The 24,760-nt window shown below is 65.8% G+C and carries 25 protein-coding genes and 1 pseudogene; 15 read left to right on the top strand and 11 right to left on the bottom strand.

Going from position 1 to position 24,760, the window contains the following annotated elements:
* Nucleotides 1-3: 3 nt before the first annotated feature.
* Complete coding sequence (locus tag HF680_RS02085) at nucleotides 4-1,404, bottom strand: pyridoxal-phosphate dependent enzyme (protein ID WP_205195887.1); 1,401 nt, start codon at nucleotides 1,402-1,404, stop codon at nucleotides 4-6.
* 118 nt (nucleotides 1,405-1,522) lie between these two features.
* Here HF680_RS02085 and rnr point away from each other — a divergent pair, with 118 nt between their 5' ends.
* The 3 genes from rnr to HF680_RS02070 are packed head-to-tail and all read left to right on the top strand — an operon-like array spanning nucleotide 1,523 to nucleotide 4,945.
* The gene (gene rnr, locus HF680_RS02080; protein ID WP_185223935.1) at nucleotides 1,523-3,832 is read left to right on the top strand and encodes a ribonuclease R; all 2,310 of its coding nucleotides are present in this window, start codon (nucleotides 1,523-1,525) and stop codon (nucleotides 3,830-3,832) included.
* Nucleotides 3,829-4,530 (top strand): NUDIX hydrolase, encoded by a 702-nt coding sequence (locus HF680_RS02075; RefSeq protein WP_185223934.1) that lies wholly within the window; start codon nucleotides 3,829-3,831, stop codon nucleotides 4,528-4,530. Before rnr ends, HF680_RS02075 begins: the two co-directional genes overlap by 4 nt.
* A 1-nt stretch (nucleotide 4,531) precedes the next feature.
* On the top strand, nucleotides 4,532-4,945 hold the full coding sequence (locus tag HF680_RS02070) for a DUF5990 family protein (protein WP_185223933.1): 414 nt from the start codon (nucleotides 4,532-4,534) through the stop codon (nucleotides 4,943-4,945).
* 2 nt (nucleotides 4,946-4,947) lie between these two features.
* Here HF680_RS02070 and HF680_RS02065 read toward each other — a convergent pair whose 3' ends face one another.
* Entirely contained in the window at nucleotides 4,948-5,514 is a 567-nt protein-coding gene (locus HF680_RS02065; RefSeq protein ID WP_185223932.1) for a hypothetical protein, read from the bottom strand.
* Between the two features lie 126 nt (nucleotides 5,515-5,640).
* On the opposite strand from HF680_RS02065, the gene rpmG reads away from it, so the two are divergent.
* On the top strand, nucleotides 5,641-5,808 hold the full coding sequence (gene rpmG / locus HF680_RS02060) for a 50S ribosomal protein L33 (protein ID WP_003164451.1): 168 nt from the start codon (nucleotides 5,641-5,643) through the stop codon (nucleotides 5,806-5,808).
* A 75-nt stretch (nucleotides 5,809-5,883) separates the two neighbouring features.
* On the opposite strand, the gene HF680_RS02055 is transcribed toward rpmG, so the two are convergent.
* Both HF680_RS02055 and HF680_RS02050 read right to left on the bottom strand, forming a co-directional pair.
* Nucleotides 5,884-7,245 carry a PleD family two-component system response regulator gene (locus HF680_RS02055; RefSeq protein WP_161640213.1) on the bottom strand — a complete coding sequence of 454 codons (1,362 nt, stop codon included), beginning with the start codon at nucleotides 7,243-7,245 and terminating at the stop codon, nucleotides 5,884-5,886.
* Nucleotides 7,242-7,607, bottom strand: coding sequence for a response regulator (locus tag HF680_RS02050; RefSeq protein ID WP_164952723.1), 366 nt, complete (start codon nucleotides 7,605-7,607; stop codon nucleotides 7,242-7,244). The genes HF680_RS02055 and HF680_RS02050 overlap by 4 nt, the downstream gene beginning before the upstream one ends.
* A 106-nt stretch (nucleotides 7,608-7,713) precedes the next feature.
* Between HF680_RS02050 and HF680_RS02045 the strand changes: the two genes are divergently transcribed.
* The 3 genes from HF680_RS02045 to HF680_RS02035 are packed head-to-tail and all read left to right on the top strand — an operon-like array spanning nucleotide 7,714 to nucleotide 11,063.
* Nucleotides 7,714-8,982 carry a DNA polymerase IV gene (locus HF680_RS02045; protein WP_185223931.1) on the top strand — a complete coding sequence of 423 codons (1,269 nt, stop codon included), beginning with the start codon at nucleotides 7,714-7,716 and terminating at the stop codon, nucleotides 8,980-8,982.
* 8 nt (nucleotides 8,983-8,990) lie between these two features.
* On the top strand, nucleotides 8,991-10,286 hold the full coding sequence (gene pncB, locus HF680_RS02040; RefSeq protein ID WP_185223930.1) for a nicotinate phosphoribosyltransferase: 1,296 nt from the start codon (nucleotides 8,991-8,993) through the stop codon (nucleotides 10,284-10,286).
* A 36-nt stretch (nucleotides 10,287-10,322) separates the two neighbouring features.
* The gene (locus HF680_RS02035; protein WP_185223929.1) at nucleotides 10,323-11,063 is read left to right on the top strand and encodes a polysaccharide deacetylase family protein; all 741 of its coding nucleotides are present in this window, start codon (nucleotides 10,323-10,325) and stop codon (nucleotides 11,061-11,063) included.
* 4 nt (nucleotides 11,064-11,067) lie between these two features.
* Here the strand turns inward: HF680_RS02035 and HF680_RS02030 are convergent, their stop codons facing one another.
* Nucleotides 11,068-11,964, bottom strand: coding sequence for a hypothetical protein (locus HF680_RS02030; RefSeq protein WP_185223928.1), 897 nt, complete (start codon nucleotides 11,962-11,964; stop codon nucleotides 11,068-11,070).
* A gap of 105 nt (nucleotides 11,965-12,069) precedes the next feature.
* Between HF680_RS02030 and HF680_RS02025 the strand changes: the two genes are divergently transcribed.
* Both HF680_RS02025 and HF680_RS02020 read left to right on the top strand, forming a co-directional pair.
* Complete coding sequence (locus HF680_RS02025; protein WP_017504644.1) at nucleotides 12,070-12,528, top strand: RidA family protein; 459 nt, start codon at nucleotides 12,070-12,072, stop codon at nucleotides 12,526-12,528.
* Nucleotides 12,525-13,670, top strand: a complete 1,146-nt coding sequence (locus tag HF680_RS02020; RefSeq protein WP_185224303.1) for a GNAT family N-acetyltransferase — start codon at nucleotides 12,525-12,527, stop codon at nucleotides 13,668-13,670. The genes HF680_RS02025 and HF680_RS02020 overlap by 4 nt, the downstream gene beginning before the upstream one ends.
* A gap of 52 nt (nucleotides 13,671-13,722) precedes the next feature.
* On the opposite strand, the gene clpA is transcribed toward HF680_RS02020, so the two are convergent.
* Together clpA and clpS are read right to left on the bottom strand one after the other, a co-directional pair.
* A complete protein-coding gene (gene clpA / locus HF680_RS02015; protein ID WP_026108343.1) occupies nucleotides 13,723-16,023 on the bottom strand; it encodes an ATP-dependent Clp protease ATP-binding subunit ClpA in 2,301 nt (766 codons plus the stop codon).
* 13 nt (nucleotides 16,024-16,036) lie between these two features.
* Nucleotides 16,037-16,366 carry an ATP-dependent Clp protease adapter ClpS gene (gene clpS / locus HF680_RS02010; protein WP_017504641.1) on the bottom strand — a complete coding sequence of 110 codons (330 nt, stop codon included), beginning with the start codon at nucleotides 16,364-16,366 and terminating at the stop codon, nucleotides 16,037-16,039.
* A gap of 151 nt (nucleotides 16,367-16,517) precedes the next feature.
* Between clpS and HF680_RS02005 the strand changes: the two genes are divergently transcribed.
* A complete protein-coding gene (locus HF680_RS02005; protein WP_235968809.1) occupies nucleotides 16,518-17,012 on the top strand; it encodes a nuclear transport factor 2 family protein in 495 nt (164 codons plus the stop codon).
* 61 nt (nucleotides 17,013-17,073) lie between these two features.
* Here the strand turns inward: HF680_RS02005 and HF680_RS02000 are convergent, their stop codons facing one another.
* Nucleotides 17,074-17,565 (bottom strand): phasin family protein, encoded by a 492-nt coding sequence (locus HF680_RS02000; protein ID WP_039247554.1) that lies wholly within the window; start codon nucleotides 17,563-17,565, stop codon nucleotides 17,074-17,076.
* A 275-nt stretch (nucleotides 17,566-17,840) separates the two neighbouring features.
* Between HF680_RS02000 and HF680_RS15900 the strand changes: the two are divergent.
* From HF680_RS15900 to HF680_RS01985, 4 genes and pseudogenes are all read left to right on the top strand, one after another.
* Nucleotides 17,841-18,602, top strand: a pseudogene (locus HF680_RS15900) (D-alanyl-D-alanine carboxypeptidase family protein); the annotation flags it as partial.
* A 48-nt stretch (nucleotides 18,603-18,650) separates the two neighbouring features.
* The gene (locus HF680_RS15895) at nucleotides 18,651-19,331 is read left to right on the top strand and encodes an SPOR domain-containing protein (RefSeq protein WP_235968852.1); all 681 of its coding nucleotides are present in this window, start codon (nucleotides 18,651-18,653) and stop codon (nucleotides 19,329-19,331) included.
* Between the two features lie 62 nt (nucleotides 19,332-19,393).
* Entirely contained in the window at nucleotides 19,394-20,479 is a 1,086-nt protein-coding gene (locus tag HF680_RS01990) for a PA0069 family radical SAM protein (protein WP_185223927.1), read from the top strand.
* A 42-nt stretch (nucleotides 20,480-20,521) separates the two neighbouring features.
* Nucleotides 20,522-21,364, top strand: coding sequence for an alpha/beta hydrolase family protein (locus tag HF680_RS01985; protein WP_185223926.1), 843 nt, complete (start codon nucleotides 20,522-20,524; stop codon nucleotides 21,362-21,364).
* On the opposite strand, the gene HF680_RS01980 is transcribed toward HF680_RS01985, so the two are convergent.
* Nucleotides 21,361-21,762 carry a hypothetical protein gene (locus HF680_RS01980; protein ID WP_045810087.1) on the bottom strand — a complete coding sequence of 134 codons (402 nt, stop codon included), beginning with the start codon at nucleotides 21,760-21,762 and terminating at the stop codon, nucleotides 21,361-21,363. The genes HF680_RS01985 and HF680_RS01980 overlap by 4 nt on opposite strands.
* Complete coding sequence (locus HF680_RS01975; protein WP_185223925.1) at nucleotides 21,759-23,003, bottom strand: class I SAM-dependent RNA methyltransferase; 1,245 nt, start codon at nucleotides 23,001-23,003, stop codon at nucleotides 21,759-21,761. Before HF680_RS01975 ends, HF680_RS01980 begins: the two co-directional genes overlap by 4 nt.
* 193 nt (nucleotides 23,004-23,196) lie before the next feature.
* Between HF680_RS01975 and HF680_RS01970 the strand changes: the two genes are divergently transcribed.
* Complete coding sequence (locus HF680_RS01970) at nucleotides 23,197-23,859, top strand: glycine zipper 2TM domain-containing protein (protein ID WP_185223924.1); 663 nt, start codon at nucleotides 23,197-23,199, stop codon at nucleotides 23,857-23,859.
* 161 nt (nucleotides 23,860-24,020) lie between these two features.
* Here the strand turns inward: HF680_RS01970 and HF680_RS01965 are convergent, their stop codons facing one another.
* On the bottom strand, nucleotides 24,021-24,752 hold the full coding sequence (locus tag HF680_RS01965; protein ID WP_045810089.1) for a TlyA family RNA methyltransferase: 732 nt from the start codon (nucleotides 24,750-24,752) through the stop codon (nucleotides 24,021-24,023).
* Nucleotides 24,753-24,760 lie beyond the last annotated feature (8 nt).

Genomic DNA, 24,760 nt, shown 5'->3' with positions numbered 1-24,760 from the left:
GACTTACCGGTTCAGGCTGAGGTGGTTGATCAGGTCGGTGCGGGTGATCAGGCCGACGAACCGCTCGCCGTCCAGCACGATGGCCACGCGGTCGCGGTCGAAGACAGGAATCAGGGCGTCCAGCGGCTCATTGACTTGAAGCGTGTCCAGATCGCGCGTCATTGCCGAGGCCACCGGCTTGGCGAACCGCTCCTTACGCGTGATTTCGTCGGTGTTCATGATGCGGATCAGGTCGCTTTCGTCCAGGATGCCGACCAGCCGGCCGTCTTCGATGATCGGCAGCTGGGACACGTCGGCGCCCTTCATCCGCTTGAAAGCGGTGTCCAGGGTGTCGCCCGGCCCGGCGACCACGACGTCGCCCTTCTCGTATTTGCGGTTGATCAGGTCCGACAGATCGCCGTGGATTTCCCGCTCGCCCAGGCCCTGATCCGCCAGCCAGGCGTCGTTATAGACCTTGGAGAGATATTTGGCCCCGGTGTCGCAGACGAAGGTGACGCAGGTCTTGGCTTCCGTCTGCTCGCGGCACCAGCGCAGGGCCGAGGCGATCAGGGTGCCGGACGACGAGCCGGCCAGGATGCCTTCCTTCAGCAGCAGCTCGCGCGCCGTGGCGATCGCCTCGGCGTCGGGGATCGAATAGGCCTTGTCGATCAGGCTCATGTCCGCCGTGTCGGGCACGAAATTCTGACCGATTCCCTCGACGGTGTAGCTGCCTTCCGGTCCCGGCACGCCGTCGTTGACGATGCCGGCCAGGGTCGAGCCGACCGGATCGGCCAGGATGATTTGGGCCTTCGAGCCGACGCTCTTCAGAAACTGCGCCGTGCCGGTGATCGTGCCGCCCGAGCCGATGCCGGCGACGAAAGCGTCGATGTCGCCGCCCGTCTGCTCCCAGATTTCCGGACCCGTCGTCTTAACATGGGCCTCGGCGTTGGCGGCGTTGGCGAACTGGTTGACGTAGAAGCCGCCTGGAATGCCCTGGGCCAGACGCTCGGCCATGTCGGTGTAGTATTCCGGGTGACCATGCGGCACGTCCGAACGCGTCAGACGAACATCGGCGCCCATCGCCCTGAGATGCTGGATCTTTTCCTTGGACATCTTGTCCGGGATGACCAGAAGCACCTTATATCCTCGGGCCCGACCGACCAGCGTCAACGCCAGGCCCGTATTGCCCGCCGTCGCCTCCACGATGGTGCCGCCCTCCTTCAGGAAGCCTTCGCGCTCGGCGGCGTCCAGCATCGAGATGGCGATCCGGTCCTTGATCGAACCGCCGGGGTTCTGGGACTCCAGCTTCAGAAGCAGGCGGCACGGGCCGGTGTCGATCTTCGTCACCTCCACCATCGGCGTCTTGCCGATCAGATCCAGCGGCGACGAGACGGTCGCGCTCAGGGCGGGGGCGGTCAGGGACATCGAAAACTCCATTCGGGGCGGGCGGAAGCTGAAGCCCCGCCATCACGCGGTCAACTCACGCAAGATTTGACCCCTCAAGATTTACTCAAGGGCGCGGTTCCGCGCTACGAAAGACATAATGACCAAATCATCCAAGAGGCCGCCCGCCGGTCTGCCCGACAAAGACACGCTCGTCGCCTTTCTGCGCGAGGCCGGATCGGCCGAGAAAACCGACATCGCGCGCCATTTCGGCCTGAAAGGCGGCGACCGCCGGGCCCTGCGCGAAATGATCCGCGAACTGGAAGCCGAAGGGCGACTGGCCAAACGCGGTCGCAAGGGCTTTTCCGAAGCCGGCGCCCTGCCCCCCGTCGGCGTCGCCGATGTGATCGAACGCGACGGCGACGGCGAACTGTATGTTCGCCTGGTCGAGGCCAGTCCCGACGCCCCGCGCGCCATTCTGATGCCCGACAAGTCCAAGGCCGCCCCTGGCCTGGGCGATCGCGTGCTGGTGAAGTTCCAGCGCGGCGCCGAGGGTTGGGAAGCCCGGCTGATCAAGAAGCTGGACGTGGGGACCAACCGCGTCCTGGGCGTCATCCGCAAGTCGGCGCGCGAAACCCGCGTCGAGCCGGTCGACCGCCGCTCCAAGGACGTGCTGCTGGTGCCCCAGGCCCAGTCCGGCGACCTGCGTGACGGCGACCTGGTCCTGGCCGCCATCGAAAAGGGCGAGCAGCGCTATGGTCCCAAGCGCGGCAAGATCCTGGAGCACATCGGCAAGGAGGACGATCCCCGCGCCGCCTCCCTGATCGCCATCCACGCCCACGGCGTCCCGACCGGCTTTTCCGAAGCGGTCGAACGCGAGGCCGAGGATCAGGCCCTGCCGACGCTGAAGGGCCGCGAGGACCTGCGCGAGGTTCCCTTCATCACCATCGACCCCGCTGATGCGCGCGACCACGACGACGCCGTCTATGCGGCGCGCGATGAGGATCCGAAGAATGAGGGCGGCTGGATCGTCTGGGTCGCCATCGCCGACGTCGCCGCCTACGTCCGCCCCGGCAGCCAGCTGGACCGCGAGGCGCGCGACAAGGGCAACTCGACCTATTTCCCCGATCGCGTCGAGCCGATGCTGCCGGAACTGCTGTCGAACGGTCTGTGCAGCCTGAAGGAGGGCGAGAACCGCGCCTGTCTCGCCGTGCGGATGGTCTTCGACAAGGACGGCCGAAAGACCGGACATCGGTTCGTGCGCGGTTTGATGCGGTCGCACGCCAAGCTCAGCTACGAACAGGCGCAGGCCGCCATCGATGGACAACCGGACGACACGACCGGCCCGATCATGGAGGCGATCCTCTATCCGCTGTGGAACGCCTATCACGCCATGCTGAAAGGCCGGCTGAAGCGCAGCCCGCTGCAGATCGAATCGGCCGAACGCCGCATCCGCATGGCCCCGGATGGCGGCATCGCGTCTATCGAGAAACGCGCTTCGCTGGAGGCGCACCGGCTGATCGAAGAGATGATGATCCAGGCCAACGTCTGCGCCGCTGAAACGCTGGAGCAGAAGAAGACGCCGCTGATCTATCGCGTGCATGACGCGCCCAGTCAGGAAAAGATCTTCAACTTGGCGGACTTCCTATCGACCATCGGCAAGCCCTGGAACAAGGGCGAGCCGGGTACGACCAAGCGGTTCAACAAGCTGCTGGACGAAACGCGCGACACCGAACACGCCGACGTGGTCAACGAGGTTGTCCTGCGCAGCCAGATGCAGGCGATCTACTCCCCCGAGAACATCGGCCACTTCGGCCTGAACCTGGATCGCTACGCCCACTTCACCTCGCCGATCCGGCGTTACTCCGACCTGATCGTCCACCGCGGACTGATCCGGGCGCTGAACTTGGGCAAGGACGGACTGACGGATCGCGAGATCGCCGAACTGCCGGCCATCGCCGAGGGCGTGACCATGACCGAGCGCCGGTCGATGGCCGCAGAGCGTGATGCGATGGACCGCTACATCGCCGCCTATCTGGAAGAGCACGTCGGCGCGACCTTCGTCGGGCGGATCACCGGCGTGACGCGGTTCGGCCTGTTCATTCGTCTGGAAGACACGGGCGCGGAAGGCCTGGTGCCTGTCTCGACGCTCGGCAGCGAATACTTCACCCACGACGACCGCGCCCACGCCTTGGTCGGCGAACGCACCGGCAAACGGTTCTCCCTGGGCCGCATGGTCGAGGTCAAGCTGCGCGAAGCCACGCCCGTCACTGGCGGCCTGGTGTTCGAAATGCTCAGCGAGCCCGAACCCCGCGATCCCAACGCCCCGGCTCCACGCTACGGCATGCGCGGAAGAGGCGGCGACGGCCCGCCCATGCGTAGCAAAAACCGTCCTGGCGGCCCCAAGCCCCGCAACGGCTCCAAACCCTCCGGGGGCCTGAAGGGCGTGAGGAAGGGCAAGCGCAAGTGACTCCTTTCGACGCCGCTCAGGATCTGGCCGACGCCCCGCGTGTCGGCGGGGCTCAGCGGCCGAAGGATGCGGCGACGCTGATCCTGACGCGCGGCGGCGATCGGCCCGAGGTGCTGATGGGGCGGCGCGCGCCGGGCCATGTGTTCATGGCGTCGAAATGGGTGTTTCCGGGCGGGCGGATCGATCGCAGCGACTTCACCGCCGCCTCGGCGGGTGAGTTGTCGGGCGAGGTTGCGCGGCGGCTGGAAGGCGAACTGCCCGCTCGCCGTGCGCGCGCCCTGGCCCTGACGGCGGTGCGCGAGACGTTCGAGGAGACAGGGCTGATTCTGGGGCGGCCGGTGCCCCGCGCCTCCGTCGCCGGCTCATGGCGAGAGTATCGCCAGGCGGGCGCCCTGCCCGATCTGTCGGTCCTGTCCTATGTCGCACGCGCCATCACGCCGCCCGGCCGGACCCGGCGGTTCGACGCGCGGTTCTTCATGGCCCCGGCCGAGGCCCTGCTGAGCCCCGAGCCGACCGCAGGGTCGGGCGAACTGGACGAGATCGCTTGGCTGCCGTTGGACGAGGCGCGCGCGCTGGACCTGCCCGCCATCACCCGTTTCGTGCTGGGTGAACTGGCCGAGCGGTTGGAACACCCGAACCGCCCCCTGCCCTTCGTGCGGATGGTGCGGGGTCGGCATACCGTGGAACACAGGGACTGACATGGCCGGAACAACGATCACCCTGCGCCTGACGATCGCCGATCCGGTCGCGGGCGTCGCCTACAGCCTGCAGGACAAGGCGAACAGGCCGGTCGAGCCGCGCATCGCCAGCGCGGACCCGATCAGCTTCGACGCGCCCGTCACCCTGTCCGAGGATGGCCGCCTGACCGGCCCCTTCGTGCGGCGCGAGGGCGCTACGCGGCGGTTCGTCTATGTCGCGATCGGCACGTCGGCAGGCCAGCACGCCAGCGAATGGAGCCGACGCGCCAAGATCGACGTCCACGACATTCCCGCCGATCTGCTGGCCCAGGCGCGCCAAGGCGAGGTGCTGGAAGTCGTCCTGCCCGGCCGCGCCAAGGATGGCGGCCCCGCCTGCGCGACCGTGCGGCCGATCAGGGCCTGGCGCGCCACCTGACCCTAGTCGACGATCGGCCTGGTCAGGTCGAACTCCACGCGGAAATGCCGGTTGGGACGCCGCAGCTCGTAGGCGAACATCCGCTCGGGATGAACCTCCATCGCCCAGACATTGGTGGTCGAGACGGCCGCGTCGTTTTCGCTGAACAGGGCGATCGATTCGGCGTCGACCGGAAACTCCTGACGCTCGGCCGTGCCGCCGTTGACTGTGTCGCCGCCATACCAATGCAGCACGTCAGTCGTGCCATCCGCGTGTCGGTGATCGTGCTTCAGCCGAAGACCCGCATCGGTCTTGGTCACCACCCAGGTGCGCGAACGATCCGACCCCACGGCGAAGGGAATGCGCACCTCGTCCGGCGAGCAGTCGCGGACATGCATGACCAGCCGCTCGCTGGCGAACCTGGCATCGGCGGCGTCGGTGGTGACGACACGGCCTTCGAATCGTTGGCCGCACAGGGCGTTCAACCGCGCCAGGAAATTGTCCTGGGACTGAGCCGGATCGGCCGTTGCGACGCCGACGGACGACAGAGACATCAGGGCCGCGGCGGCCAGCAGGGATGCGATTTTCATGCGGTCAGACTATATGTGCGTTGCGCCTCATCAACGTGGCATCGCGCCCGTTGACTTTGGGGCGATCCTGAGTATGTTCCGCGCCTCTTATTTTAAGCGGCTTTCGCCGTCGCAGAGGTAATTCCGATGGCCAAACCGGCTTCCATCAAGATCCGCCTGAACTCCACGGCCGACACCGGCTTCTTCTATGTCACCAAGAAGAACGCCCGCACCATGACCGAGAAAATGGTCGTCAAGAAGTACGACCCCGTCGTGCGCAAGCACGTCGAGTTCAAGGAAGGCAAGATCAAGTAAGGCCTTGATCCGCTCAGAATTGAAAACGCCCGGCTGGTCTCCAGCCGGGCGTTTTTCGTTGTCTGGGCGCTCGCGTCACGCCGCCTTGGCGATGACCCGGTTGCGGCCGGCGGCCTTGGCCTCATAGACTCCTTCGTCGGCGCGCTTCAGCAGGCCTTCAGGCGTATCGCCGTCACCGGTCGTGGCGGCCACGCCGATCGAGATGGTGATGGTGATCTGCTCCTTGCCGCCCATGACGCGGAACGGCGCGGAGGCGACGTCTCGGCGAATCCGTTCGGCGACGCGGCCGGCGTCTTCCAGACTGGCGCCCGGCATGACGACAACGAACTCCTCGCCCCCCATGCGGCACGGCAGGTCCACGGCCCGGACATTGGTGGCCAGGCGCACGGCGAACTCCACAAGCACCTCGTCGCCAGCATCGTGGCCGAAGCTGTCGTTGACCGACTTGAAGTGGTCGATGTCCAGAACCAGCACGGCCACTTGGGCCCCGCCCTGGGCCGCGCGGCCCACCAGCGCCTGCAGCTGGCCGGTCATGTAGCGCCGATTGTGCAGGCCGGTCAGGGCGTCGGTGACGGCCATTTCCATGCTGCTGTCCAGCTTCTGGCGCAGGAAGTCGGTGTAGCGTTTGCGCCGAATCTGGGTGCGAACGCGCGCCGACAGTTCTTCGGTATCGACGGGGCGCGGCAGGATGTCGGCGGCGCCCAGTTCCAGCGCCTTGATCATGCGCGGCCGTTCGGTCGGCTCCACGATGGCCAAGATCGGCGCGCGGCGCGCATCGCCCGACTTGGCCTGGGCGACGATCCGCAGACCGTCGAAGCTGGCGGCGGCGACGTTGACGATGATCAGGTCCAGCGCGCCCTTGGCCGCGACCAGCGCCGCCTCGGGATCCGTTTCGATGGTGATGCGATGTTCGCCGCCCAGTTCCTGGGCGATCTTCTCGGCTTGACGCTGGTCGTCATCGACGATCAGAACGCGCCCGCCCTCGCTGCGCAGCCGCGCGGCATTGTCCGAATCGACGCCCAGGCGACGGCCGCTTTCCTCGCGCTCGCGCAGCTCGTCCATGACGTGCTTCAGCCGCGTCAGCGACTTGACCCGTGCGAAAAGGATGACGTCGTCGATGGGCTTGGTCAGGAAGTCGTCGGCGCCGGCCTCAAGCCCCTTGATCCGATCCTCGCGCCCGTCCAGCGCCGTGACCAGCACGACGGGGATATGGCGCGTCTCGGCCTGGGCTTTCAGCCGTCGGCACGTCTCAAACCCGTCCATGCCAGGCATCATGACGTCGAGCAGGATCAGGTCCGGCTGGTGCTCGGCGGCGATGGCCAGGGCCGACAGGCCGTCGTTGCAGGTCAGCACATCGTAATATTCGATGGTCAGCTTGGCTTCGAGCAGGCGGACGTTCACGTCCACATCGTCGACGACGAGGATACGGGCGCTCATCCAAGGTGCTGCCGGATGGTTTCAAGGAAATGCATCACCGAGATGGGCTTGGAAATATAGGCCTCACACCCGCCCTGACGAATCCGCTCCTCATCGCCCTTCATGGCGAATGCCGTGACCGCGATGACGGGGATGTGGTTCAGCTCCTCGTCGTCCTTCAGCCATTTGGTGACTTCCAGACCCGAAATTTCCGGCAGCTGGATATCCATCAGGATCAGGTCGGGATGATGGGCGCGCGCTAGGGCGAGCGCCTGCAAGCCCTCGCGGGTCTGCAGGGTCTCATAGCCCTGGGAATCGAGCAGATCATGAAAAAGCTTCATGTTCAGCTCGTTATCCTCGACGATGAGGACTTTCTTGGACATCATCACCTGACCTGCGCGCCCCTCGAACGCGGGACGCCTCGTTGGTCGCATTCGTAGGCGCCCAGTCTTAAGTTGGGGTGAAGCCAACCTTACGGAGACCTTAAGCGTGGCCATCAAGGCCATCTGTCGCGACTGCCTGTGGACCGGCGAAGATCCCGCCGGGCCGCGCGAGAACCGCTGTCCGGCGTGCGGATCGCGGCGCGTGGTCGCAGACGCCGAACTGGACCAGCTGTCGATCGCCCACATGGACTGCGACGCCTTCTACGCCTCGGTGGAGAAGCGGGACCGGCCCGAACTGCGCGACAAGCCGGTCATCGTCGGCGGCGGAAAACGCGGCGTGGTCTCCACCGCCTGCTATGTCGCGCGCCAGTATGGCGTCGGCTCGGCCATGCCGATGTTCAAGGCGTTTAAGGCCTGTCCCGAGGCCGTGGTGATCCGGCCGGACTTCACCAAATACGTCTTCGAATCGCAGCGCATTCTGGGGGCGTTGGGACAGCTGACGCCCTTGATCCAGCCGTTGTCGCTGGATGAGGCCTGGGTCGATCTGTCGGGCACGGAACGGCTGAACGGCGGCCCGCCGGCGTTGCAGTTGATCCGCTTCCAGAAACAGATCGAGGAGGAGACCGGCCTGACCGTCTCCATCGGCCTGGCGCCCAACCGCTTTCTGGCCAAGATGGCGTCGGAGATGGACAAGCCGCGCGGCTTCTCCGTCGTCGGCGCCGCCAACGCCCAGGCCCTGTTGGCGCCGCGTCCGGTCACCGCCCTGCCCGGCGTCGGGCCGGTGTTCGGCAAGGCGTTGCGCAGCGATGGTTATTCGACCATCGGCGATCTGGCGCGGGCCGACGTGCGCGACTTGGTCAAACGTTACGGCGAATCCGGTCTGCGCCTGCACGATCTGGCCCATGCCCGCGACGCCCGCGCCGTAAACCCCGAGCGCGACCGCAAGGGGATGAGCGCCGAAACCACCTTCAACGAAGACCTGACGTCGGCCGAAGCGCTGGAGGCCGAGCTGTGGCCCCTGTGCGAAAAGCTGGCGTCCAAGGCCCGGCGCGATGGCGTCGCCAGCCGGGTGCTGGTGCTCAAGCTGCGGCGCACCGACTTCAAGATCGTGACCCGACGCGTCACCCTGCCCGACCCGGTGCAGACGGCGCGCGCCCTGTTCGCCGCGGGGCGCGATCTGCTGAAACCCGAGCTGGGCCGCCCCTATCGTCTGATCGGCATCGGCATGGCGGATGTGCAGGACGCCGAGGACGCGCCCGCCGGCCTGTTCCAGACCACCGAAACCCGCGCCTTGAAAACCGAACGCGCCATCGATGTGCTGCGCGAGAAGTTCGGCAAGGATGCGGTGGTGGCGGGCCGCGCGCTGAAGCCGTAGGACAGGGCATGGATCTCGCCAAACGCGCCTATGACCACGGCTTTCGCCTGGACCCGATCGTCCGCAGCCTGCTGGACACGGACTTCTACAAACTGCTGATGCTGCAGATGATCTGGCGCGAGCATCGCGACGTGCCGGTCGTCTTCCAGGTCATCAACCGCACCAAGACCGTGCGTCTGGCCGACGAGATCGATGTCGACGCCCTGCGCGAGCAACTGGATCACGCCCGCACCTTGCGATTCACCAACAAGGAACTGGTCTGGCTGGCGGGCAACAGCTTCTATGGCGTGAAGCAGATCTTCTCGCCCGACTTCATCGCCTGGCTGACCGATTATCGCCTGCCGGACTACGAGCTTTCGGTTCAGGATGGGCAGTATGTGCTGACCTTTTCGGGCGCCTGGGCCGAGGTGACGCTGTGGGAAATCCCGGCGCTGGCGATCCTGAACGAGCTGCGCTGCCGGGTCGGGATGCGGCGGCTGGGCCGGTTTGAGCTGGATATCCTGTATTCGCGCGCCAAGACGCGGCTGTGGTCCAAGGTCGAGCGACTTCGCGCTCTGCCCAACCTCGCCTTGTCGGATTTCGGCACGCGGCGGCGGCACGGCTTCCTGTGGCAACGCTGGTGCATTCAGGCGTTGAAGGAAGGTCTGGGCAAATCCTTCATCGGCACGTCCAACGTCCTGCACGCCATGGAGAACGACCTGGAAGCCATCGGCACCAATGGCCACGAACTGCCGATGGTTCTGGCGGCCCTGGCGCCCGACGACGCGGCGCTGGCCCAGGTGCCCTATGCGGTGCTGGACGAATGGCGCAGGCACTATGCGGGCAATCTGCTGATCGTTTTGCCCGACGCCTTCGGCACCGAGGCGTTTCTGGACCAAGCGCCCGATTGGGTCGCGGACTGGACCGGTTTCCGGCCCGACTCTGCTCCGCCCATTCCGGCGGGCGAGCGGTTGATTGAGTGGTGGCGCGCGCATGGGCGCGACCCAAAGGAGAAGCTGCTGATCTTTTCCGACGGCATGGACATCGACGGGATCGAGGCCACCCACGCCCATTTCCACGGTCGCGCCCGTCTCAGCTTCGGCTGGGGCACCAATCTGACCAACGACTTCCGCGACTGCTCGCCCGCCTTCGCGCCCGAGTTGGAGCCGATCTCATTGGTCTGCAAGGTGGTCGAGGCCGGCGGTCGCCCCGCCGTCAAACTGTCGGACAATCCGGCGAAAGCGGTCGGCGATCCCGTTGAGATCGAACGCTATCGCCGCGTCTTCGGCGTGCGCGGTCTGACGGCTCAACCCGTCACGGTCTGAAACCCGGCCTTAAGCCCGTCGTGCGACAAGGCGGGCATGAGCGCCTTTTTCGACAAGATGCGTCGCCGCGCCGGCCGCTATCTCGATGTCCGTCCTGCCGACGTGCAGCCCGCGCGCGGCGTCCTCAGCCTGTCGTTCGATGACATCCCGGCATCGGCCTGGACCGAGGCCGGACCGATCCTGGCCGAGCACGGGGTCAAGGCGACCTACTATGTCTGCGGCGGCCTGGCCGGCGGTCGCAATTTGGACCTGCCCCAGTTTGAGGTGGAGCACCTGCAAGCTCTCCATGAGGCCGGGCACGAAGTCGGTTGCCACACCTATGAGCATGTCTCGACCCTGACCCTGTCGCCGGCCGAACTGGACGCCAGCCTGGCTCGCAACGCCGCTTGGGTGGCCGAGCGGCTGGACGGATATCAGATGCAGACCTTCGCCTATCCGTTCGGCGATTGCGCCTTCGGATCGAAAGCCGTGATCGACAAACGCTTCCTGTGCGGGCGCGGCGTCCGCGACGGGATCAACGCCGGGCGTTCGGATCGCAACCTGCTGCAGGCCATAGGCCTGGAGAGCCGTCGCCTGCCCGGCTACGATCTGGAGGCGCTAGTTTCGGAGACAGCGGTCTCCAACGGCTGGCTGATCGCCTACGGCCACGACGTCAGCGACGCGCCGACGCCCTATGGCTGTCGGCCGGAGGACATCGACCGTCTGATCCGGCTGGCGAAGGCGGCCGACCTGGACATTCAGCCGGTCGCGGCGGCGTGGCGGATGGCGACAGCCTGAGAGATCAGGCGGCCTTGCGCCGATCCGCCCAGGCGATCAGCTCCTTGCGAGGCCAGATCATCAGCCAGGACCGGGCGGTGTATTCGCCACTGTCGATCAGCGCCTTCCTCGACGCAGACGCCGTCGCCGCCCGTTCAGTGTGGATCTCGCCCGGTCCTTGGTGGACCATGAAGGCCCCGCCCTTCAGCGGGTTCAGGCGCAGGTGCGCCAGGCGGGGGCTGATCTCTGTCAGGGGCGGATCATAGAACCAGCTCGAGCCGATCATGCCGGCCAGTTCAGGCCGCGCGCGGCACAGCTCGGCCGCCGTCGCCCAAGCCTCGTTCCAGCCGTCCTCATTGAAGCCGCGCAACCAGCGGCTCTCGGTGTGAACCTCCAGCCAGGGCTCGCGCTTGGCGCCCGCCGCCAGATAGCGGAACAGCGGTTTGACGCCCCAGCCGTCGCGGACGTGTTTGACGATCTGGCCCGGCCCGACCGGCGACGACAGGTCTATGACCTGACTTTTCGCGCCCGGCACGCTGAGCGCCAGGGTGAAGCGCACGTCCTTGGACCAGTGGTCGAAAACATAGTCGCCCTCGGCCTTATCCAGAAACCCCGCCAACTGTTCGATCCAGTAGGGATAGAGGGCCATGACCTCGGCCGGCAGGTTCATCGCCACCGCACGGTCCGGCAGTTGCAGCGCCCAGGCGGCGACAAGGCCGCGACGAACATCGTCGGATGCATCAGGGCCCAACAGCGCATCCACCGCCTTGGCCGGCATTTCGAAATCCCAGTGCGGCGCGGCCTCGGCGGCCTTTTGCGCGGCTGGAACCACGGCGGCGTCCACACGCGCGCGGTCGTCAGGAGACAACCGCGCCAGCACGGAATGGAAGGCGGCGACGTCGGGGGTCAGATGCATATCCATGATCGCATCATGACACGGCGCGGTTGGCGAACCTTTAAAGCGCGCCGAACGGGTGACGCCGCCCTTGCCCCGCGCTAAACCGCGCCCAGATAAACAGGAGCCCCCATGAGCATCGAAGCCCGCATCGCCGAACTCGGCCTCACACTGCCGGAACCCGCCAAACCGGTGGCCAGCTATGTCTCCTATGTCCGCTCGGGCAATCAGGTCACCATCTCTGGCCAGCTGTCGAATGACGCGAACGGCGGCATCAAGGGCACGGTCGGCGTCGACGTGACGCCGGAGCAGGCGCTGGAAGCCGCGCGTCTGTGCGGTCTGAACCTGATCGCCCAGATCAAGGCCGCCTGCGATGGCGATCTGGACCGGGTGGTCCGCATCGTCAAACTGGGTGGTTTCGTTCAGGCCGGCCCCGACTTCACCGCCATTCCCGCCGTCATCAACGGCTGCTCGGACATGATGGTCGAGGTCTTCGGCGACGCCGGCAAGCACGCCCGCTCGGCCGTCGGCGTGTACAAGCTGCCGCTCGGCTTCGCCGTCGAGATCGATGCGATCGTGGAGATCCGCTGATCTTTCAGATCTCGGTTCACGAAGGGATCGCCGACATAGGCCAAGAGGCCTGGGACGCGTGCGCGCTGCCCACCGGCGATCCCTTTGTCTCCTATGATTTCCTGCACGCGTGCGAGGCCTCGGGCAGCGCCGCGCCGCCCCAGGGCTGGGCCCCACGCCACCTGGCCCTGAGAGGTGAAGGCAACGCGGTGTTAGGCGTGATGCCCCTCTATCTGAAGGGCAACAGCCAGGGCGAATATGTCTTCGACCACAGCTGGGCCGACGCCTATGAGCGGGCCGGCGGTCGTTATTATCCCAAGCTGCTGGGCGCCGTGCCCTTCACCCCCGCAACCGGCCCGCGCTTCCTGAACCATCCCGAGACCGACGGCGCGACGGTGCGTCAGGCCTTGATCCAGGGGGCGGTGACCCTGGTCGAACGGCTGGGCGTCTCCTCGCTACACGTCAACTTCCCGACCGAAGCGGACTGGTCAGCCATGACCGAGGCGGACCTGCTGCCACGCCAGGACATCCAATTCATCTGGCGCAACAACGGCTATCGGACCTTCGACGACTTTCTTGCCGCCCTGTCGGCCAACCGTCGCAAGACCATCAAGCGCGAGCGCCGCGACGCCCAGGCCGATCTGGATATCCGCGTCCTGACCGGCGCCGAAATCACCGAGGCCTACTGGGACGCTTTCTTCGCCTTCTACATGGACACTGGCTCGCGCAAATGGGGCCGGCCCTATCTGACGCGCGACTTCTTCAGTCGCATCGGCGCGACCATGGCCGAGCGGATCGCCCTGGTGATGGCGTTTCGCGGCGAGACGCCCATCGCCGGCGCCCTGAATTTCATCGGCCGAGACGCGCTCTATGGCCGTCAGTGGGGCACGCTGGAAGACGTGCCCTTCCTGCATTTCGAGCTTTGCTATTATCAGGCCATCGAATTCGCCATTTCGCGCGGCCTGTCCCGCGTCGAGGCCGGCGCCCAAGGCGACCACAAGATCGCGCGCGGCTACCTGCCCTCTCCCGTCTATTCCGCCCATTTCATCGCCGACCCCGCCCTGCGCGATCCCGTCGCCCGCTATCTGGACGGCGAACGCCCGGCCGTCGCGGCGGAGATGCGGGCGATGACCGAAGAACTGTCGCCCTACAAGCAGGCATAGAAAAAGGCCCGGCTGCTGCCAGCCGGGCCTTTCGCCATCACCTTTTCGAGGATCAGGCCGTCTCTTCTTCCTCGGCCTTCGCGGGCGCGCTGGCGCTCGTGATGTCGAAGTCGATCTTGCCATCCTTCAACTGGACCCTGACGTGTCCGCCGCGCGTCAGGCGGCCGAACAGGATGTCGTCGGCCAGCGGCTTCTTGATCGAGTCCTGGATGACCCGCGCCAGCGGACGCGCGCCATACAGTTCGTCGAAACCGTTCTTGGCCAGCCAGTCGGCGGCTTCGTCGGTCAGTTCGATGGTGATGTTGCGATCCGCCAGCTGGGCTTCCAGCTGAAGGATGAACTTGGTCACCACCGAGCGGATCGTGTCGGCCTGCAACGGCTTGAAGGCCACGATGGCGTCCAGGCGATTGCGGAACTCCGGCGCGAACAGGCGCTGGATGGCCTTGTCGTCCTCGCCTTCGACCTTGCCCCGGCCAAAGCCGATGGAGGCGCGGGCGTTGTCTGCGGCGCCGGCATTGGTGGTCATGATCAGGATGACGTTCCTGAAATCGACCTTCTTGCCGACCGCATCGGTCAGCATGCCGTTGTCCATCACCTGAAGCAGGATGTTGTAGACATCCGGGTGCGCCTTCTCGATCTCGTCCAGCAGCACGACAGCGTGCGGATGCTGATCGACGGCGTCGGTCAGAAGCCCGCCCTGGTCATGGCCCACATAGCCGGGAGGCGCGCCGATCAGACGGCTGACCGTGTGGCGCTCCATATATTCCGACATGTCGAAACGCTGCATCTCGATGCCCAGGGTCGCGGCGAGTTGCTTGGCGACCTCGGTCTTGCCGACGCCGGTCGGGCCGCTGAACAGGAAGCTGCCGATCGGCTTGTTCGGATCGCGAAGACCCGCGCGCGCCAGCTTCATGGCCGCCGACACCTGTTCGATGGCCTGTTCCTGACCAAAGACCGCGCGCTTCAGGTCGGTTTCCAGTTCGCGCAGGCTTTCGGTGTCGGACTTGGACACCGACTTGGCCGGGATACGGGCCATCTTGGCGATGACGGCTTCGACCTCCTTCTGACCGATGACCTTCTTCCTCTTGGATTCGGTCAGCAGCATCTGTGACGCCCCGGCCTCGTCGATCACGTCGATCGCCTTGTCCGGCAGTTTGCGGTCGGTCATGTAGCGCGCAGACAGCTCCACCGCCGTGCGCACGGCGCTGTCGGTGTAGCGGACCTTGTGGTGCTGCTCGTAGTAAGTCTTCAGACCCTTCAAGATTTTCACCGTATCCTCGACCGTCGGCTCGTTGACGTCGATCTTCTGGAAGCGACGCACCAGGGCGCGGTCCTTCTCGAAGTGCTGGCGATATTCCTTGTAGGTCGTCGATCCCATGCAGCGCAGGGTGCCGGACGCCAGGGCCGGTTTCAGCAGGTTCGACGCATCCATCGCCCCGCCCGAGGTCGCGCCCGCGCCGATCACGGTGTGGATCTCGTCGATGAAGAGCACGGCGTTGTCGTGGTTCTCCAACTCCTTGACCACCTGCTTCAGGCGTTCCTCGAAGTCGCCGCGATAGCGGGTGCCGGCCAGCAACGCGCCCATATCGAGCGAGTAGATGGTGGCGTCCTTCAGGACGTCGGGCACTTCGCCGTTGACGATCTTGCGGGCCAGACCTTCGGCGATAGCGGTCTTGCCGACGCCGGGATCGCCCACCAGAAGCGGGTTGTTCTTGGTCCGACGGCACAGGATCTGGATCGAACGATCAACCTCGGCCTGACGACCGATCAGGGGATCGACCTTGCCCTGGCGCGACTTCTCGTTGAGGTCGACGCAATAGGCTTCCAGCGCCTCGCCGCCCTGTTTGACGGCGGATGCATCCTCGGCCTCTTCGGGCGAAGCGCCCTTGGCCGGACGCGCCTCGTTGGCGCCCGCCTTCTTGGCGATGCCGTGGGCGATAAAGTTGACCGCGTCATAGCGCGTCATGTCCTGCTCTTGCAGGAAGTAGGCGGCATGGCTCTCGCGCTCGGAGAAGATGGCGACCAGCACATTGGCGCCGGACACTTCCTCGCGGCCGGACGACTGGACGTGGATCACCGCGCGCTGGATCACGCGCTGGAAGCCGGCGGTCGGCTTGGCATCCTCGCCGTCGCTGGTGGCCAGGGCGGCGAGATCGTTGTCGACATAGAGGGTCAGCGCCGCTTTCAACGCCGACAGATCGACGTTGCAGGCCTGCATGACGCCGGTCGCGTCGGGATCGTCGATCAGCGCGAGCAGCAGGTGCTCAAGCGTCGCATACTCGTGCCTGCGCGCATTGGCGTATCCCACCGCGCGGTGCAGGGTTTCTTCGAGAGGACGGGAAAATGAAGGCATAGGGAGGCTCCTCTCAGTCCTTTTCCATCGTGCATTGCAGAGGGTGCTGGTGGCGGCGCGCCGTCTCGATGACCTGCGCGACCTTGGTCTCGGCGACCTCGTAGGTGAAGACGCCGCAGACGCCGACGCCATGCTGATGCACATGCAGCATGATGCGGGTGGCCTCTTCCCGGCTCTTCTGGAAGAACCGCTCCAGCACATAGACGACAAATTCCATCGGCGAATAATCGTCGTTCAGAATCAGCACTCGATAGAGCGAGGGCTTTTGCAGCTTCGGCTTTGTTTCGGTGACAACGGCGGTTCCTTGACCGCCGCCGGTCTCACCGGGCCTTTGTATGGGCATTCGTGTTCCGTAATCGGGGAGTCGTCTTGGCTCTCAGATAGGGAATGATGGCCTGAATTGAAGCGGCGTCCAGTCACGGCTTTCGTGAAGGGCGTCTGACAAAGATTTCACGTGATCCAAGGCAGTCAACGGCTCAGGTTGAGAGCCTCAGTTGAACAGCCCCCCGATCGCCATGCCCGCCGCCCTCTTCGCCGCCCTTTCGCTCGCCGTCTTCGCCCAGCCCACGCCGCTGGAAACCGCCGTCATGGCGGCCGACGCCAAACTTTTCGCTGTCTTCTTCGAAGGCTGCGATCCCGCCGGACTTCGGGCCATGCTGACCGATGACTTCGAGTTTTTCGACGATCGCGGCGGACGCGTGGCCACCGACGCCGACAGCTTTGTCGCGCAATACGCCGCGCGTTGTCAGGACCGCAGCGCGCCCGACGCCTGGCGGACCCGACGCGAGGCTCTCCGAGACGGTCTGGCCGTCTATCCCATCAACAACTACGGCGCGGTCGAAACAGGCGAGCACGTGTTCTACGAACGCCAGGGCGACGGTCCGGAACGGCGCGTCGGCCGCGCCCGCTTCACGCAGATGTGGAAACAGGAGGGGACCGACTGGAAGCTGGCACGGGTCTTCAGCTACGACCATTCCGCCCTGCCCTGACAGCAAAAAGGCCCCGGAGCGAACTCCGGGGCCTTCTCGATTCTTCAGTCGGTTCGCGGGATTAGCGAGCGGCCTGGAAGGTTTCGACCGAGGCGGTGACGCGCTCGTTGATCGGCTTGATGCTGTCCTTGACCGTGGCGGTGACGATCTCGTTCGTCTTGGTCAGCTCGGCGACATAGCGCTCCATCGACTTCTTGGCCCAGGCGGTCTGGAGCTCGAAGAACTCCTGCACCGAACGGGCGGTCGACAGTTCCTTGGACGCGGCGACGCCGTCTTCCCACGAGGACTTGGCGAAGCCCAGCGCCTGTTGCGACAGGGCCTCGGCGCCCTTCTGGGCGACGGTGACCGACTCGACCATGGCTTCCAGGGTCTTCTTGCTGTGCGCGTTCAGCTCGGCCATCGAGGCCGTCGACTTGTCGATGCCTTCACGCAAGGCCTGCGTGCCGGCGGCCTGCATGGTTTCGGCTTGCGCCTTGACCTTGGCGGCTGCGGAAGTCGCAGCGGCGGTGGCTTGGTCGGCGGTTTTCTTCACGGTTTCAGCGGCGTCGGCCATGATCGTCTCTCCGGTAGAAGACCCTTGGGGACGGACCTGAGGGCGGAAATAATGACGCGAGAGGATCTCGCACACCCACAATATGCTGCAAGTGCGAAGGTTTTTCAAGCGTTTTGTGCAATGCACAATATGATCGATGATAACCTTGATCGGCCGGTCAAATTTGCGTTGACGCGCGGTTAACCACCACGAAACCCGCGCTTACTATGCTAGCTGTTTGTTCGTGACGGCCGGGGGGCCTGTCGCACCCTGCTCACCGAGGGGTTGTCCCGCCCATGATCGCTTTTCTCCGCCGTGGCCTGTTCGCCGTCCTCGCGCTTTCGCTGGTTCTGGGCGCGAACGTCAGACCGATCGAGGCCCAGACCGCCTACTCGGCCCAGGAGAACAGCCGCTACGCCGCCATCGTGATCGACGCCGCCACGGGCGAGGTTCTGTTCGCGCGGAACGCCGACAGCCGCCGCTATCCAGCGTCTCTGACCAAGATGATGACGCTGTATCTGACGTTCGAGGCCCTGTCTCAGGGCAAGGCCAATGTGAACGACGTGCTGACAATCTCGCCGCGCGCCGCGTCCCAGCCGCCGTCAAAACTGGGCCTCGCTGCGGGCTAGACCATCACCCTGGACAACGCCATGCGCGCCACCGCCGTGCGGTCCGCCAACGACATGGCCCTGGCCATCGGCGAGCACATCGGCGGATCGGAAGCCCGCTTCACCAATATGATGACGCAGAAGGCCGCCCAGCTGGGCATGACCCAGACGCGCTACTACACCGCAAACGGCCTGCCGGACGCACGTCAGGTGACCTCCGCGCGCGATCAGGCCATTCTGGCGCGCGCGATCATGCGTGATTTCCCGCAGTATTACAGCTACTTCGGCCTTCACGACTGGGCCTACAACGGTCGCAACTATCGCAACACCAACGGCCTTCTGCCGACCGGGCGCGGCTATGACGGGATGAAGACCGGCTATACCAACGCCTCGGGCTACAACCTGGCCGCCTCGGCCGTGCGCGACGGGCGACGCCTGATCACCATCGTCCTGGGCGGCCGTTCGACCGCCAGCCGCAACGCCCACGTCGCCGAGCTGATGGACACAGGCTTCGAAGTCGAGCGCCGCCGCGCCCAGGGCGAGCGGATCCAGGTGGCCCAAACCTTCTTCGAGCAACGTGGTTTCGGCGTGGGATCGGCGATCGCCGACGCCCCGATCGCCTATGCTTCGGTCAATGACGACGAGGACGGCGTCGGCGCCGAGTCCACCGCTGTCGCCTATACGGCCGCACCGGCGCCCGCCGCCCTGCCGACGCGTGTCGCCCCTGCGCCGTCGGAGCGCGCAGCCAGCCAGCGGGCCGCTGCAACGCTGCCGCCCATTGGTTCGACGCCGGCCGCCGTCCCCGCTCCCCGTGCGCCCCGCAATGTCACTGCGTCGCTGAACGGCGCGCCGGCCAATGCCGCTGTCGCGCCGTCCACCACGCCCCGTCGTTCCGCGTCATCTGCAACGCGAGAACCCGCCCGCGCCACGCCCCGCACGCCGGCCGGTCGCTGGGCGGTGCAGGTCGGCGCCTTCCGCGAAGAGAAGGTGGCGACCGACTGGCTGACCGAGGTCAACCGCCGCTTCCGCGATCAGTTCGCCACCGCAGAGCGCAACGTCCAGACCGCCGGCGACTGGTATCGCTCCCGCTTCGTCGGCCTGACCGAAACCGGCGCAAAATCCGCCTGTGAGACGCTGGCTGCGCGTCGCGTGACCTGCATGGTCATCGGCCCCGACTGAGGCCAACTCGGCGAGAACAAATGTTCTTGCTTTGTTCTATCTAATGTCGCATCGTCCTTCCCATGGAAACCGCCAAGGGAAGAGGCGCGCGTTCGAATGCCAGCGGCCGATACGAGCCTGAGCAGCATCAGTCGTTCGATGACGGCTGGACGCCGGACGACGCCGAGGCCGCGCCGCTGCGCACCACCCTCACCCCTGAATACGCTCGCACCATTATCGCCCGGAACGACAGTCCGGACATCGGCTTCGACCGCTCCATCAACCCGTACAAAGGTTGCGAACATGGCTGCATCTACTGTTACGCCCGTCCGTCCCATGCCTGGATGGGCCTATCCCCGGGCCTGGATTTCGAGAGCCGGATCTTCTTCAAGCCCCAGGCCGCAAGTCTGCTGGAACAGGCGTTCCTCGCACCCCGATACCGATGCAAGCGCATCCACATAGGCGGCAACACCGACCCCTATCAGCCGGTCGAACGTGATCTGAAGTCGACGCGCTCCATTCTGGAGGTCATGCAGCGGTTCAATCACCCATTTAGCATCATCACCAAGTCGGTGTTGATCGCGCGCGACGCCGACATTTTGGGCCCAATGGGCAAGGCGGGGCTGGCTTCGGCCTTCGTCTCCATCACCACACTGGATCGTGGGCTGGCGCGGGCGATGGAGCCGCGCGCCTCTACCCCCGCCAAACGGCTGGAGGCGATCAGCCGCCTGGCGGACGCCGGTTGTCCGGTAGGGGTCGGTTTCGCCCCCGTCATCCCCGGTCTGAACGATCACGAACTGGAAGCCATACTGGAAGCCGCCGCCAAGGCCGGGGCCACGCGGGCTATGTATGTCACCCTCCGTCTGCCGCTTGAGATCAAGGACCTGTTTCGGGAATGGCTGGCCGACGCCCGCCCGGATCGCGCCGCGCGGGTCATGTCCCTGATCCGGCAGACGCGCGGCGGCAAGGATTATGACGCCGACTGGTCCCAGCGGATGAAGGGGAGCGGCCCCGTCGCCGAACTGATCGGAACGCGGTTTAAGGCCGCCGTCAAACGCTACGGCCTCGACACGCCGCATCGCCTGCTGGACGAAACACAGTTCCGCGTGCCCGCAGACGCCCGGCCTCAGATGGACCTGTTCGATCCGCCGCTCGACAAGATTGCCTGATCAACCGCCTTCGGTTTAGCGTCGCAAATCTTGGGGGGTGTCATGATCAAACGTTTGTCGGCGACCGCTGCCGCCATTGGCCTGTCCACCATCCTGGCCGGCTGCCTAACCGTCAATGTGCCTGAAGGGCAGTTCTTCTATCCCGACACGCGGGTTCAGGCGGAGAAGCTGATCTTGGCTCCCGGCCCTGCCATTCCTGGGGCTGAAATCCTGTCATTGCCTTTTGCGGGAGGCGCTGTCGCTGCAACCCGCGTGCGGACGGGACGCGCCGACGCGCCGCTGATCTTGTATTGCGGGGGCAATCTGTTTCGGCGTGGTGTTTCGGGCGCGCAGGTTGCGAACGAACTCGCGCCGTTCGGCGATGTGCTGATGTTCGACTATCCGGGGTCCGGCGACACGCCGGGGCAGGCCAGCTTCGCGACCTACAGGGATGCAGGCGAGGTCATCGCGGCGACCGCCCGCGCCCAGGCCGACGCCGAGGGCCGCCGGCTGATCGCCTGGGGGCATTCCCTGGGCGGTCCGATCTGCGCCGAGGCCGCGCGTGTCATCCGCGCCGACGCCCTGGTGCTAGAGGCGACCACGCCGACCGCCCGCGCCGCCGTTGATTCAATGGTGGGACTGTGGCGGCCGATCGTCCGCGTCCAGTTGGCCGAGGCCTTGACCACTGTGGATGTGCCCGCGACGCTGGACGGCTATTCAGGCAAGGTCGTCGTGCTGGAAGCCTCTCGCGACACGACCCTGCCGCCCGTACTCAGCCGCAAACTTGCTCATGATCTTCGGGCGAGAGGCGTGAACGTCGAGCGTCTTGTGTTCGCGAGAGCAGACCACGGCGACATCCCTTCGCAGCTGGATTTCGTCACTCGCGTCGGCGCAGCTCTGAATTAGTCGTCCGCCGCCGAAGGATCGATGGCGCGCGTGACCAGATCGCGCCAGGTCGGATCGGTGTCATCGACCAGATCGACGTCCTCCATCAGGGCCACCGCGCCCTCGCCGTCCGGCAGGATCAGACCCAGGATTTCCATCTCCTCGCCATCGGCGCCGAGATGGCTTTCGGCCTGGACGGCCACCGCCGCCTGTTCACCCTCCTCTTCCCACCAGATGACCGGTTGGGGCAGGTCCATGGCGATGGGACGCGGATCGTCGGTCTCGCCCAAGGCGAATACTGCCCGTCGCGCCTGAACGTCGTCCAGCGTCGCCACGGCGCCCGTGAACGGTTTCAGCCGCGTCCAGTCGTCGGCGTCGAAACCGCCGCCGTCCTCTTCGCTCGTGTCGTTTAAGGTCATCGTTTGAAAACCCCCACCAGTTCGACGTGCGAAGACCACAGGAACTGATCCACCGGCGTCACCGTCTCCAGCCGGAAACCGGCGTCGATCAGCACCCGCGCATCACGCGCAAAGGTCTGAGGGTTGCACGATACGCCCACGACGACGCCGGCCTTGGTGTCCGCGATCTGAGCCGTCTGGTCGATCGCGCCGGCCCGCGGCGGATCGAACACGATGGCGTCGCATCCCTTCAGGTCATAAGGATTCATCGGCCGACGAAACAGATCGCGCGCCTCGGCCGTTATGGCCTTCATCCCTTTGGCCGAACCGACGGCGGCCTTCAGCGCATCGATGCCGGGCTTGGACGCGTCCGCTGCGATCACCGGCGCGACCGTGGCCAAGGGGAAGGTGAAGGTCCCGGCGCCGCAGAACAAATCGGCGATCTTCTTGGCGCCCTTCACCGCCGTCAGCGCGCGAGACACCATCGCCGCCTCGGCCTGAGGTACCGCCTGCAGAAATCCACCCGCCGGCAGGGCCACGGTGGCAGGGCCGAACCCCACCTTGGGTTGGCGCGCCATCACCAGGGTGTCGCCCGCCAGGCTCAGGCGCGCCAGATCGGCCCGGTGCGCCGCCTCGATGGCCTTCATCTGCGCGTCGGCCGACAGGCCTCCGCCCGAGCGCCGTTCGACCCCGGTCACATCCACATCCAGCCCCGACAGCGTCCAGGTGACGTGCAGGGTCGGCGCGGACTTCGGATGTTCGAAAAAGGCGGCCGCGACCTGGGTCAGCGCCGGAATGGCCGCCACGATCCGGGGATCGGCGACCGGACAGGCCTTCACCTCGACCAGCCGCCAGGAGCGGCGCGCCTTGAAGCCCAGCACGACCCGTCCATCCTGGGTGCGACGGGCATGAAGCGCAAGGCGGCGACGACTGGCCGGCGGAGTCGCCACCGTCGCCTCGATCTCGGTCTCGATCCGCTCGCGCGCCAGGGCCAGTCGCACCTGTTCTTGCTTCCAGTTCAGATACGGCCCCTCGGACCAATGCTGAAGCGAGCAGCCGCCACAATCGCCATACTGGGGCGAGACCGGTACGATCCGGTCGGGGCTGGGCGTGATGATTTCGACCTCTTCCAGCCGCCCGTCCACGACCACGCCGCGCACCGTTTCGCCGGGCAAGGTCAGGCCGGCGAACACCGCGCCGGACGGCGTCTGGGCGACGCCGTCGCCCTGGCCGCCGACGCGGTCGATGGTGAAGATGTCCATCGGCCGGCTTCTAGCCGGGCGTCCCCGTTCGCTCAAGCCACCGGGCAGTAGGGGCGACCGGATGGACATGAACGAAGATGAACGAACCGATCAATCGCCGTTCAGCTTCGCCGTCGTAAATCCTAGTGCAACGAGACACGAGGCTTTGCCGTTAACGTTTGACGGAAATCGTTCGGTCCTCAGAGGGTTGGAAATGGGTCTCACAAAAACATCGATCGCCGCCGTCGCCGCCCTGGCGTTCGGCGTCACGGCCGCCCCGCTCACGGCGTCGGCCCAGAACTATTACGGCAGCGGCTACAGCCAGAACTACGGCACCGGCGCCTACAGCCGCTCGTATGATTACAACAGCGGCCGCTACTACGATCCTTGCGCGCGTGAGCGCCAAGGTCGCACCGGCGCCGGCGCAGTGATCGGCGGCGGCGCGGGCGCCGTCATCGGCTCGCAACTGGCCGCACGCGGCCGTCGCACCGAAGGCAGCATCCTGGGCGGCGTGCTCGGCGCTGTCGTCGGGTCTCAGGTGGGTCGGTCCAGCTCGGACGCCTGCCGCAGCTATCAGAACAGCTATGGCTCGAACGGCTATTACGCTCAGGGCTACAGCCAACCGAGCTACGGCTACTACGATGATCGTTACACCGGCGACCAGGGCTATCGCTACGACGACTACGATCGTCGCAACGACTATGCCTACAGCCGCGGCGGCTACTACGACGATCGTTCGCGCCCGGTCGACTCCTATCAGAATTCAGACGGATGCCGTCTGGCCGAAAGCCAGATCCGTCTGCCCGATGGTCGTACGGATACCCGCTATGTCCGCACCTGCCCCGACCAGTACGGCCGCTATCGCGTCGTCGATTGATTTTCAGCCCCCCTGTCGATCGACGACGTGACGGAGCCGCCGGAGGAGCAATCCTCCGGCGGTTTCTCTTTGTTTGTGGGGGCTATCGGCCTTTGGCCTACTTGAGCCCGTTTGGGGCTATCGGCCGTTGAGCTGTTTGAGCCCGTTTTGGGGTTACGGCCTTAGCCCGGCTTCTTCGCCCACAGCAGGAACTCGACATTGCCGTCGCCGCCGGTGATCGGGCTTTCGGTCGTCGCCTGAACCGCCCAACCCAGCGCTTCCAGCCAGTCGCGCACGCGCTCCACGGCGGCCGCATGCGCCGTCACATCCTTGATCACGCCCTTCTTGCCGCCGCCCGGACCATCGGCCTCGAACTGCGGCTTGACCAGGGTGACCAGATCCGCGCCAGGCGTCGCCAGGTCGAGCGCGACCGGGAGAACCTTGATCAGGCTGATGAAACTGGCGTCGCAGACGACCAGCGACGGCGGCTGCGGGATCAGATCAGGCGTCAGGTCGCGCGCATCGGTGCGCTCCAGATTGACCACGCGGGGATCAGACGACACCCGTGCGTGCATCTGGCCGAAGCCGACATCGACGGCGAACACCTTGGCTGCGCCGCGGTTCAGCAAAACCTCGGTAAAGCCGCCGGTCGATGCGCCGACGTCCAGCGCCACCCTGCCCTCCACGAGGACGGGCCACAGGTTCAGGGCGTGGTCCAGCTTCAGCGCGCCGCGCCCGACCCAAGGGAGGGCGGGTTGGGCCTCCAGCGCGATGTCGTCCGCAAGCTGTTCGGACGCCTTCCGAACGATCACGCCGTCGGCCAGAACCAGCCCCGCCTCGATCGCGGCGCGCGCTTGCGAGCGGCTGTCGAACAGGCCGCGTGCGACCAGAAGCTGATCAATCCGCGTCTTCACAGCCTTGC

This window comes from Brevundimonas huaxiensis (assembly GCF_014218725.1).
Taxonomy (GTDB): Bacteria; Pseudomonadota; Alphaproteobacteria; order Caulobacterales; family Caulobacteraceae; genus Brevundimonas; species Brevundimonas huaxiensis.
This window is presented reverse-complemented; position numbering and strand designations above follow the sequence as displayed.

Coding starts and splice junctions, on each gene's coding strand:
- HF680_RS02085 (WP_205195887.1), bottom strand. CDS start 1,404: ATGTCCCTGACCGCCCCCGCCCTGAGCGCGACCGTCTCGTCGCCGCTG.
- rnr (WP_185223935.1), top strand. CDS start 1,523: ATGACCAAATCATCCAAGAGGCCGCCCGCCGGTCTGCCCGACAAAGAC.
- HF680_RS02070 (WP_185223933.1), top strand. CDS start 4,532: ATGGCCGGAACAACGATCACCCTGCGCCTGACGATCGCCGATCCGGTC.
- HF680_RS02065 (WP_185223932.1), bottom strand. CDS start 5,514: ATGAAAATCGCATCCCTGCTGGCCGCCGCGGCCCTGATGTCTCTGTCG.
- rpmG (WP_003164451.1), top strand. CDS start 5,641: ATGGCCAAACCGGCTTCCATCAAGATCCGCCTGAACTCCACGGCCGAC.
- HF680_RS02055 (WP_161640213.1), bottom strand. CDS start 7,245: ATGAGCGCCCGTATCCTCGTCGTCGACGATGTGGACGTGAACGTCCGC.
- HF680_RS02050 (WP_164952723.1), bottom strand. CDS start 7,607: ATGTCCAAGAAAGTCCTCATCGTCGAGGATAACGAGCTGAACATGAAG.
- pncB (WP_185223930.1), top strand. CDS start 8,991: ATGGATCTCGCCAAACGCGCCTATGACCACGGCTTTCGCCTGGACCCG.
- HF680_RS02035 (WP_185223929.1), top strand. CDS start 10,323: ATGAGCGCCTTTTTCGACAAGATGCGTCGCCGCGCCGGCCGCTATCTC.
- HF680_RS02030 (WP_185223928.1), bottom strand. CDS start 11,964: ATGGATATGCATCTGACCCCCGACGTCGCCGCCTTCCATTCCGTGCTG.
- HF680_RS02025 (WP_017504644.1), top strand. CDS start 12,070: ATGAGCATCGAAGCCCGCATCGCCGAACTCGGCCTCACACTGCCGGAA.
- clpA (WP_026108343.1), bottom strand. CDS start 16,023: ATGCCTTCATTTTCCCGTCCTCTCGAAGAAACCCTGCACCGCGCGGTG.
- clpS (WP_017504641.1), bottom strand. CDS start 16,366: ATGCCCATACAAAGGCCCGGTGAGACCGGCGGCGGTCAAGGAACCGCC.
- HF680_RS02000 (WP_039247554.1), bottom strand. CDS start 17,565: ATGGCCGACGCCGCTGAAACCGTGAAGAAAACCGCCGACCAAGCCACC.
- HF680_RS15895 (WP_235968852.1), top strand. CDS start 18,651: ATGGACACAGGCTTCGAAGTCGAGCGCCGCCGCGCCCAGGGCGAGCGG.
- HF680_RS01990 (WP_185223927.1), top strand. CDS start 19,394: ATGGAAACCGCCAAGGGAAGAGGCGCGCGTTCGAATGCCAGCGGCCGA.
- HF680_RS01985 (WP_185223926.1), top strand. CDS start 20,522: ATGATCAAACGTTTGTCGGCGACCGCTGCCGCCATTGGCCTGTCCACC.
- HF680_RS01980 (WP_045810087.1), bottom strand. CDS start 21,762: ATGACCTTAAACGACACGAGCGAAGAGGACGGCGGCGGTTTCGACGCC.
- HF680_RS01975 (WP_185223925.1), bottom strand. CDS start 23,003: ATGGACATCTTCACCATCGACCGCGTCGGCGGCCAGGGCGACGGCGTC.
- HF680_RS01970 (WP_185223924.1), top strand. CDS start 23,197: ATGGGTCTCACAAAAACATCGATCGCCGCCGTCGCCGCCCTGGCGTTC.